This is a genomic window from Anaerosporomusa subterranea (genome assembly GCF_001611555.1).
Lineage (GTDB): Bacteria > Bacillota > Negativicutes > Sporomusales > Acetonemataceae > Anaerosporomusa > Anaerosporomusa subterranea.
Map to the genome: position 1 here is coordinate 1 of NZ_LSGP01000027.1, position 8931 is coordinate 8931.

Sequence of the window (8931 nt, forward strand, 5' to 3'; positions counted from 1 at the left end):
AGGAAATACAGTCATATCTCTTGACCAACTGCGAAATGAGCCATTTATTCTGTTCAAGGAGAGCGCCTATAATCGGAAGGTGATCCTTGAAGAATGTAAGAACTATGGCTTTAACCCTAATATCATCTTATCCTCTGACCAGATTGAAACTATTAAAGGTTTGGTGAAAAAAGGCGTCGGAATATCATTTCTGATTGAGAAAATTGCTCATGGAAGCAACAAAATTGCCGCCATTCCGTTAATCAACCCAGTGTATATCGATTTTGGCCTGGCTTGGAAAAAAGACAAATACTTATCCCGAGCAGCACAAGCGTTTATTAAATTCATCACTGAGCAGAGCAGTTTATTGAAGGGAAGCAAGTCTGGCGATTAACCAAAAAAGAACAACGAGGGGGGAATACAATGGATTTAGGACTAAAGGACAAAGCCGTGCTCGTCATGGCATCAAGCGGCGGTTTAGGCAAAGCGGCGGCATTAGAATTTGCCCGCGAAGGCGCAAATGTCATGCTGTTCAGCCGTTCGGAAACAGAGCTGAAAGGCACGCAGACAGAAATCAAGGCAGCCACCGGTAAAGAGCCGGCATATACCGTCGGCGATATTACGAAATCAGCAGACATCGTACAGGTTGTAAAAAACACGGTTTCGAAATTCGGGCCAGTTTATGCGTTGGTTAATAACTCTGGCGGCCCACCGCCAGGGGTGTTTGATGATTTTAGCGACGAAGCTTGGCAGAAAGCCTATGAACTCAACCTTCTGTCTTATATCCGCACCACCCGCGAAGTGTTACCCCACATGCGTCAGTTGGGCAAAGGCCGCATTGTCAACTATACCTCTTCCTCTGTAAAACAAGTATTAGACAACCTCATCCTCTCTAATACCTTTCGCACCGCGGTAGTGGGGCTGACCAAAACATTGTCCCAGGAACTCGGCAAAGATAATATCCTGGTCAATGTCATGGGACCAGGCCGTATCAGCACCGCCCGAATTCAGCAACTAGATCAAGACCGGGCTAATAAAGAAAACATCAGTGTCGAAGAAATCTACGAAAAGACGGTCAAAAGCATTCCTCTAGGCCGTTATGGGACACCGGATGAGTACGCCAGACTAACAGTATTCTTGTGTTCAGAAGCTAATAGTTATATCACCGGACAGACAATCCTGGTTGATGGCGGGTTGACGAAAGCGTTTTAAGCGAGTGCGAAAAGGGACTAAAGGGCTGCATCCAGACATTTTGATGTCGGGTGCAGCCCTTTGTTGCCGGATGACGAGAGTAAAAACATAGATACAAGAAAAATTGGGTACCTTCTGTCAGCTCGGGCGTTACCTTTGCTGTTTCTTCTCGTTTAATAAAATGAGAGCGCTCAATGGACCAAATTAAAAGGAGAAATAATAATGAATATACGATTAAAAAAACTACTAACAGCAGCCATCGGTACAGCAGTATTTGCAGGTGCCGTCATGCCATCACTACTTCCGGGACCCACGACTGCGGCGCTGAAATGGGCATCATCGGGAGCCAGCCAAGCTCAAGCGGCGCCAGCAGAACAATCTGACTCGCCGACTGTGGAAGTATCAGCTAGCCCCTCAGCAGTCGAGACGGCTGAAGAATTGATTGAGCAGCCAGCCGAGAAAGTAATCACCAATTCAGAAGTTGTAGTGACTGACGACAAAGGTGAGGCAAAACGCGTAGTGGTTGACACTGTTGGCAAAGAAACTGCAAAAATTGTTGTCGATAACTCTGTTGTGAATCAATTGCAGCAGAATGTTAATAGCGGCAAACAGCTTTGGTTGCTTGATCCTGTCCAAGTCGTGAAAAATCATGCAGCCAAATATGGATTCAATGCGAAATCCGATTCGTTTACACTCATTTCCCAAATTTCGGCGTCTAATAAAAGTAAGGCTTATGTGCTTGTTGGACATGGAAGCAAGTATTATCTTGTTGAGCTTAGCCAGCCTAACGGCAAAAGAATTTGGCAAATCGTATCTATTCGCGAAGCAGCTGTTGTTGCGAAACCGGACAAGCCGGTGGTTGGTAGTGGAGTCGTAGGGCTTGATTATAACAAGGTAATCAAATGGCAGCAGAATGTTGACGAGGGACGTGAGTTGTGGCGTCTTGATCCGATGGAAGTAGCTAAACGAGAGGGTAAACTTTACTACGGTTTGGGGGACAAAGCGCAATTTAAGATTGTTCGCCAATTAAGCAGCAGTTCGATTGCTCGTCATGGTCAAATCGATCTGCAGGTTACTCAGAACGGCAAAAACTATACGATGATTCTAGTTAGACCGTTAGGCAGCGATGACGGTGCTATCTGGACGACGTACAAGGTGTATGAAACAGTGGTACAACCTGGTCAACCATCAGGTAATGTCATTTTCAAAACCAATGCGTACAAAGACTGGCACTGGCAAAAACCCGAATATCCGCAGGATATGGGAGTAGCTGTTGTGTACAGCCGTCAGTTGCAAATGAAGGCCCAAACAGTTCCACAGCCTGTTCTCGACGAACTGAGCACTGTGGACCTAACCGATAAAGTGGCTCTGCTGGCTTACCTTGGCGGGACATCCTCCAGTCATAACATCGGTATCGAGAAGGTCACTGTAAAAGGCAACCAAATGACGGTAACCGTCAGAGCAAAGAGTCCGAGACTGAACGACCCAGATATACGCGATTTTGTATATCCGGCCGATTACGTGCTGGTGGATCGCAATCTGTTTACCATATCCGGCGGTATGAATGTGAAGTTCGTAGATCAAGATGGTAAAGTGTTAGGCAAAACAACTGTGACAATACGATAGACAAATTCTCCTTTAGAAAGAGGGCGTCCCAAAAGCAGTACTGCTTTGGAACGCCCTCTTTCTGTACTCCTCGCCTACTTCAACCCGAACATTAGCAAAGTCAGAAAGGTATTTACTGACAAAGAGAGAACTATTCGTTACAGGTCTGCGTGCTTGAAAGGGAAGCAGGGGTACAACTCTCTGTCAAGAGTAATCACAGGTGTTCTGTATCCCAAACAACTCGTCAACCGCAATACTTGTTTTTATGAGATATAGAAATAAATGACAACTCGCTATGAACTAACCCGAGTAAACAGCAAAGGGGGTACTAAATTTGTTAAAGCAATACTATCAAACGGCAAAATGGCTGGAAGAGCAGGAACGTTATCAAGAGGCCATTACTGAATACACCAAGGCAATAGAGGTGTCGCCGAAAGATATCAACGCCATTATCGGTCGGGCTGATCTGTTTGCAGATATGGGCTACACAGTAGAGGCAGCCTCAGGCTATACAGCGGCCTTGGCGTTAGAACCCCTTAATGCAGCTGCCTATAATGGCCGGGCAGAAGCATACGCAAACCAGGGCTATCACGAAAAAGCCATTGCCGACTTAACTCACTTACTGGCACTATATCCAGATTATGCTGATGCGTATTACAGCAGAGGCCTCTCCTGCGCTGCAATCGAGCGCACTGAAGAGGGCATTGCTAATTTCACGCAAGCCCTCGCCCTAAATCCGGAACATGGTGCGGCTTATAATAACCGTGGTCTTCTTTACGCTGCACAGGGGCATCACGAGCTGGCGATTGCAGACTTTAGCCAAGCGATCGCAGTCCGCAAGGGTTTTGCCTGTTCGTTTAACCATCGGGGGCACTCTTACGAAGATTTGGGCAATCAGGAGCAAGCGATTACGGATTATACTGAGGCTTTGAAGATTGACCCTGACAATACGGAGTCGCTTTACCGGCGTGGGCTGGCTTACGAGGCTCAGGGACAAAAAGCGAAGGCAATCAATGATTTTCAAACACTATTGCAATTTGCGGTGCCTGCTCACATTTATCGGGATATTGCCGAGAAAAAATTACAAGAATTACTGGATTAATAAGTTGGAATGGGGAAAACAACAAGGCCTGGACGAAATGCCGTCCAGGCCTTGTTGTTACTGGTGGTGGGGCATGCTGGTTTCGAACCAGCGACCTCTTGAATGTGAATAAAGGGCTTGCATTATTTTTGCCTAAAATCAGACTTCAGCAGTACCGCCACATTTGGCTATAATCCCAGTATCTATAAGGGATTAACTTAATCTCTATCATCAAAGTTAAATAAAGATAAGACAAATAAAAGAAAGCTAAATTAGGTCGCTAAGCATAAACTTAAGCATAAATTATTATCATACAAACTCAACAACCGCAAGCTTTTATCCTATATCTCCGGAAGAATATCATTCATTTTTTTAGCAGCACTCTTTTGTGACTCAGGTATAACATGTGCATAGGTGTCTAAAAGTGTCCTTGTGTCGGAGTGGCCTGTGTAACTCTGGACAGTTTTAATGTCTACTCCTAACGCAAACATATTTGTTACGAAGGTATGCCTAAGATCGTGCAACCGAGTACCTTTTGGTAACCCTGCCTTTGAAGCCCATCCCTCAAACATCCTTTGGAAATTCCTCGGCTGAATTTTCTTGCCGTTAGGCTGACAAAAGACCATATCATTATCTTCATATGGCTCTATCTGATCATCTTTATTTTCCTTCAGCTTCTCCTCGACCTTTGCCTTTTCAGCATCCTGTTGAGCCTTGTGTATCTTCAAGGCCTCCTTGACCCTTTCGGGAATCTGAATAGTTCTTATAGAACTCTTGGTTTTCGGCTTATGTGTCTTACTACCACCTTTGACCCTTACAAGGTTCTCAGTGATTGTGATACTACCTCTCTCAAGGTCTACATTTGACCAACGCAGTGCCAGTAGTTCACCCCTACGGAGACCTGTCATCAAATCAAGGAGTATCGCAGCGTACATACGATGATTCTTTAGAGTCTGCAAAAGGCTCGTTGCACCTTCTTTTGTTAGCGGCTTGACTTCCTGCTTGTCCTGTTTATATTTCTCACAAAGGCTTGCAACATTTTTAACTATAATGTTGTTTTTCAAGGCCTGCTCAAGGGCAGCTTGAATTAAGAAGTGTACGAAATTTACCGTTCGATGAGAAAGCGGACCTTCAATATGCTTTACCTTGATTACCGTTTGACCGTTTTCTTGAACTTCTTCTTTGACAGCGACTGTTTTGCCCTTCTCGGCTTTTGCAGCCATAAACTTTTGGATCTGGTCAGTTGTAAGTTTCTGGATTTGAGCCTTGCTAATCTGGCTTTTCAAAATATGGGTCTTAATAATTGTTTCGTAGTTTTCATAGGTAGTCTGCCGGAGGTTTGGCTTCTTATAGTTTTCCAGCCAAGAAATCATCCAATCACCCAAGTTAATCATATTGGTCTTAGGCAATTCTCCACGACTTTGCTTATACTGGAACTCCTTCATCAGCGCAATAACTTCTTTTTGAGACTTAGCGGAGAATGTCTTCCGTTTTTGCTTTCCTTCGTGATCTCTACCGATAGTTATTTGGCCTCTCCAGTAACCATCCTTACAATGGTACGTTGTGCCCTCGCCGTGACCTTTCCGAGTACCTTTTGCCATGCTTACACCACTTTCCCGCTTAAATATGGTATATATAGCATAGCCCGTTTATGCTATGCGGTCAAGAGGTGTTAATTAGTTGCAAACTCCTTGAGAAGCTCAATTTTTATATTTCAAGCAATACTTTCCGGGCTATATCCCATGCCATGTTTGCGTTATCCTCATTTACAACCACCGCCTGTTTCCTTGCCTCCAAGCCTGGATGGATAATATTCCTATACCCACGTATTGCGTGGCAAAAATGGTATAACTGATTTTGAATAAGATTTTCTTGACTTGCAACAAGTAATAAATCACTTAAAACCATACGATTAACACTCTTTGTTTTGCCGTCTTCCATTTTATAATGAGTTATCCCATTTGCCGTTATTTTGTCAAGGAGCACAGCCTCGACGATGCTTCCGCATAGAATTAAGGAAGATTTGAAAGAACCCGACAATAATGCAACCACGCTTTCTTTTAAATCTCTGGCAAGCATGATCTGCAGTTCTTGGGAATTTACTTTTTGTGTAGCGGTTAGCAGTTCCTTATTGTATCCTAATTTCTCCATGTTCTGCAGGTTGATTTTTTCTGCAACCGATAATAACTCATTCTCATTTTTTATATTAGATTCAATTAAATCTAATTCTTTCAATATCTCTGGGTTTATTTCATATACACTACTATTAGTTGGGAGATGATTAGTTCGTTTTATTAAGTATTTTTTTTTCAAAAACGAATTCAAAACTTCATTTGAATTGATCGCACTTACATTGAACATTGCAGGAAGCTGTTTATAAGGACAGATAACATATCCATTTTCACTTCTATGTTGTGCGAATTTATATAACTTATTTTGAATGAAAATGGTTTCAGAAAAAAAGCTTTCAGCAGACTTCTTATTCTCCAGATCAACTATCGCCTGCTGATGCGCTTTCTCCTTAACCCGTTTCAAATTATTGGGAGCGCTCTTGTTATTAGGATCTAATTTAAGAGCATTAGAAAAATGATCCGCTGCTATTTCGAGATATCCCTCATCTTCAAAAATTATTCCTAAATTATTTGAAACTGCTGAACTATCATTTATAGCTTTTAAGGCAGAATAATAGTGCTTTGCATCTGACTTTCGTGTTAGTTCATTATAAGAATATGCAATTTCAAATATAACATTAGTCTTTAAGAGCAGCTTTTCATTTATAATATCCGCCATTGAACATATCACTTTATACTGTTTGTCATTGTATAATCGCTCAATTAAAGGATCGAAAATTGTTCGAGTGATTTTTTCTGGCATTTTTATAATTCTTGTCTTGATTTCTTGGACCACTGATAAAAGATCATTGTCATTCAAATTATCAATAAAACAATAGGATAAATCACTACATTGATAATAGTAATCATCAATATAATTAATACATTTCTCAAAGGCTTGATATGGTTTTCCCTTGTCAGTATATATACTTATCAGACTCTCAACTATGGAAACTGTCCCAGGAAATATCTTTATACAAAACTCCAAGTCCCGAATAACTTTTGTGCTATTTTCCGCCTCCTGATTATACAAGAATAAACCCCGAATACCTCTTGCACGTGCAACAACTTTCCGATCATTAACTCCAGTCTCAATATCTGAAATAGCCTTAAGCATATAGTCAACAAAACTGACATGCAGGGGATACTCCATAAGACAAGGATCGACAGATGTATCCATTGGAATCTCACAAAATATCTTAACTGCGTCTTCTAATAATCCGGATTTCAAATAGAACAAAGTAAGTCCAAAATGAGCCATGTGGTTTAACCCGTGACAAATATCTTCTTCTATTATCTCCTTAAAAATCCGCTCAGAATCAAGGTTATTTTCCGATAATAAACAGGCCCCTTTGACGAGTCGAAGCAAAAAATTTAGAGCAGGGTCAGTCGTTTTCCTGTTTGCAATTAGAGATATTGTCCCGGCAAAGTCTTGCATATCGAACCGAGTTTCAATCATAGTACAATCAATTGACAGTGTGCTTATCCCTTTATTTGCAATTTCTTTATATAGCACCTCTCTATCGCATCTTTCTGTTCTACATAATAAATGATCATATAATAATTCGCTTTCTGGATAATACATAATCCCCTGTTTCAAAATACGTGCAGATTTTTCACGGTTTCTTTCCAACATTGCCAGTTCATAAAACGCATTCTCAATAGGAAAATCTGATGAAGCGGCTTTCTGAAAATGTCGCGTAGCTTCATCTTTTGATTTCTTTGGGTTGTCATAGTAATTATAAAATAGGCCCAACAAGTAGTTAACCATGGGGTCTCTACGATTCTGCGAATATAAGGGCATCAGTAATTTTTCAGCTTCCTCAAATTGCCTGTTCTCCATTAGATTCCATATTTCAGATATTCCATCCATAAAGAATCCCCCCAAATTCTGTTTTCTATAACACAATTTTACATTGATTGACTTTTTCCTTCCTTTAACTATATTAATTCAATAATAATCGATGGTTACAGCTGAAAAGTTGGGCAGAATTTGCGTGAGGGTATTTATTTGTTAATTCCCGTCTGTGTTACCCCCGTATACCCACCAGCAGCCATACACACCAGGACACCCATTACTTATACCTCTGTTTTTATATTTATTTACTATCTCTCTTAGTTTCACCTTTGGATACCACCGAGACCTCTGGCTGACTGAAGTGATGTTTAACATAAAATGACGCTAATGCCTTAGACCATGCCTATAGTTGATGCAATACTTATTACAGTTGGTCATAAGAAAAGACCTCGGGTTATTGCCCTAAGGTCTTATGGTATTTATGTAGTTATTTTGTTTGTTTACGTCTCTCTCTAATCAATGTGGATTTACTTATACCAGTCAACTCAACAACCTTTGAATATGAATTACCATTGCTCAATAAGTCCATAGCATTCTGTAGTTGATAGTCAGTGTATGCCTTGGGTCTGCCATCCTTAAACCCATCCTTTGTCCGAGCAATCTCCTTACCTGACTGAGTCCGCTCTATAATCATATTACGCTCCAACTCAGCTACAGCCAATAATGTTGTCAAAAAGAAGTTGCCCATTGCTGTGTTTTCTAATAGCCCTACATTTAACACATGGACTGCTACACCTTTAGCAAATAATGCTCTGATAAGTGCAATCCCTTCAGTGACATTCCTGGCGAACCGATCCAACTTAGTAATCACCAGTTTATCACCATCCCGGAGGCTATTGGTTAACCTATCGAACTGAGGTCTGTCTGTTGTTGACCCTGTGAATTGCTCCTGGACTATTATCTCGCATCCTTCCTTTGCGAGTTGGTTCACTTGGTCCTCCAGTGAGTTGCCATTTATCTGCTTCTTAGTGCTTACTCTTGCGTATCCATAAATCATGCCAATTCCTCCACTTGTTTTGACCCTATCTTTTGACACATCATCATGGCTTGATTATATTGGAGGAAATTATCGGTGTCAATAGTGTTAACTTATGACAATATAGTGT

The 8931-nt window shown here is 41.5% G+C and carries 7 protein-coding genes; 4 read left to right on the top strand and 3 right to left on the bottom strand.

Features of this window, described 5'->3' with window-relative positions:
- From AXX12_RS17980 to AXX12_RS17995, 4 genes are all read left to right on the top strand, one after another.
- On the top strand, positions 1 to 373 hold a 373-nt coding region (locus tag AXX12_RS17980), incomplete at its 5' end, for a LysR family transcriptional regulator substrate-binding protein (protein WP_197470784.1).
- A 29-nt stretch (positions 374 to 402) separates the two neighbouring features.
- Entirely contained in the window at positions 403 to 1191 is a 789-nt protein-coding gene (locus tag AXX12_RS17985; protein WP_066245734.1) for an SDR family oxidoreductase, read from the top strand.
- 201 nt (positions 1192 to 1392) lie between these two features.
- Positions 1393 to 2796, top strand: a complete 1404-nt coding sequence (locus AXX12_RS17990) for a hypothetical protein (protein WP_066245736.1) — start codon at positions 1393 to 1395, stop codon at positions 2794 to 2796.
- Positions 2797 to 3109: 313 nt separating this feature from the next.
- Positions 3110 to 3877, top strand: a complete 768-nt coding sequence (locus AXX12_RS17995) for a tetratricopeptide repeat protein (protein WP_066245738.1) — start codon at positions 3110 to 3112, stop codon at positions 3875 to 3877.
- A 320-nt stretch (positions 3878 to 4197) separates the two neighbouring features.
- Here the strand turns inward: AXX12_RS17995 and AXX12_RS18000 are convergent, their stop codons facing one another.
- The 3 genes from AXX12_RS18000 to AXX12_RS18010 all read right to left on the bottom strand — a co-directional run bounded on the left by AXX12_RS18000 (position 4198) and on the right by AXX12_RS18010 (position 8822).
- On the bottom strand, positions 4198 to 5457 hold the full coding sequence (locus AXX12_RS18000; protein ID WP_066245740.1) for a tyrosine-type recombinase/integrase: 1260 nt from the start codon (positions 5455 to 5457) through the stop codon (positions 4198 to 4200).
- Positions 5458 to 5563: 106 nt separating this feature from the next.
- On the bottom strand, positions 5564 to 7840 hold the full coding sequence (locus tag AXX12_RS18005) for a tetratricopeptide repeat protein (protein ID WP_066245742.1): 2277 nt from the start codon (positions 7838 to 7840) through the stop codon (positions 5564 to 5566).
- A 412-nt stretch (positions 7841 to 8252) separates the two neighbouring features.
- Complete coding sequence (locus AXX12_RS18010) at positions 8253 to 8822, bottom strand: recombinase family protein (RefSeq protein WP_066245744.1); 570 nt, start codon at positions 8820 to 8822, stop codon at positions 8253 to 8255.
- Positions 8823 to 8931: the final 109 nt, after the last annotated feature.

Bases quoted from the DNA above. Each gene is read 5' to 3' on its own strand.
- AXX12_RS18005 (WP_066245742.1), bottom strand. From the start codon at position 7,840: ATGGATGGAATATCTGAAATATGGAATCTAATGGAGAACAGGCAATTT.
- AXX12_RS18010 (WP_066245744.1), bottom strand. From the start codon at position 8,822: ATGATTTATGGATACGCAAGAGTAAGCACTAAGAAGCAGATAAATGGC.
- AXX12_RS18000 (WP_066245740.1), bottom strand. From the start codon at position 5,457: ATGGCAAAAGGTACTCGGAAAGGTCACGGCGAGGGCACAACGTACCAT.
- AXX12_RS17990 (WP_066245736.1), top strand. From the start codon at position 1,393: ATGAATATACGATTAAAAAAACTACTAACAGCAGCCATCGGTACAGCA.
- AXX12_RS17985 (WP_066245734.1), top strand. From the start codon at position 403: ATGGATTTAGGACTAAAGGACAAAGCCGTGCTCGTCATGGCATCAAGC.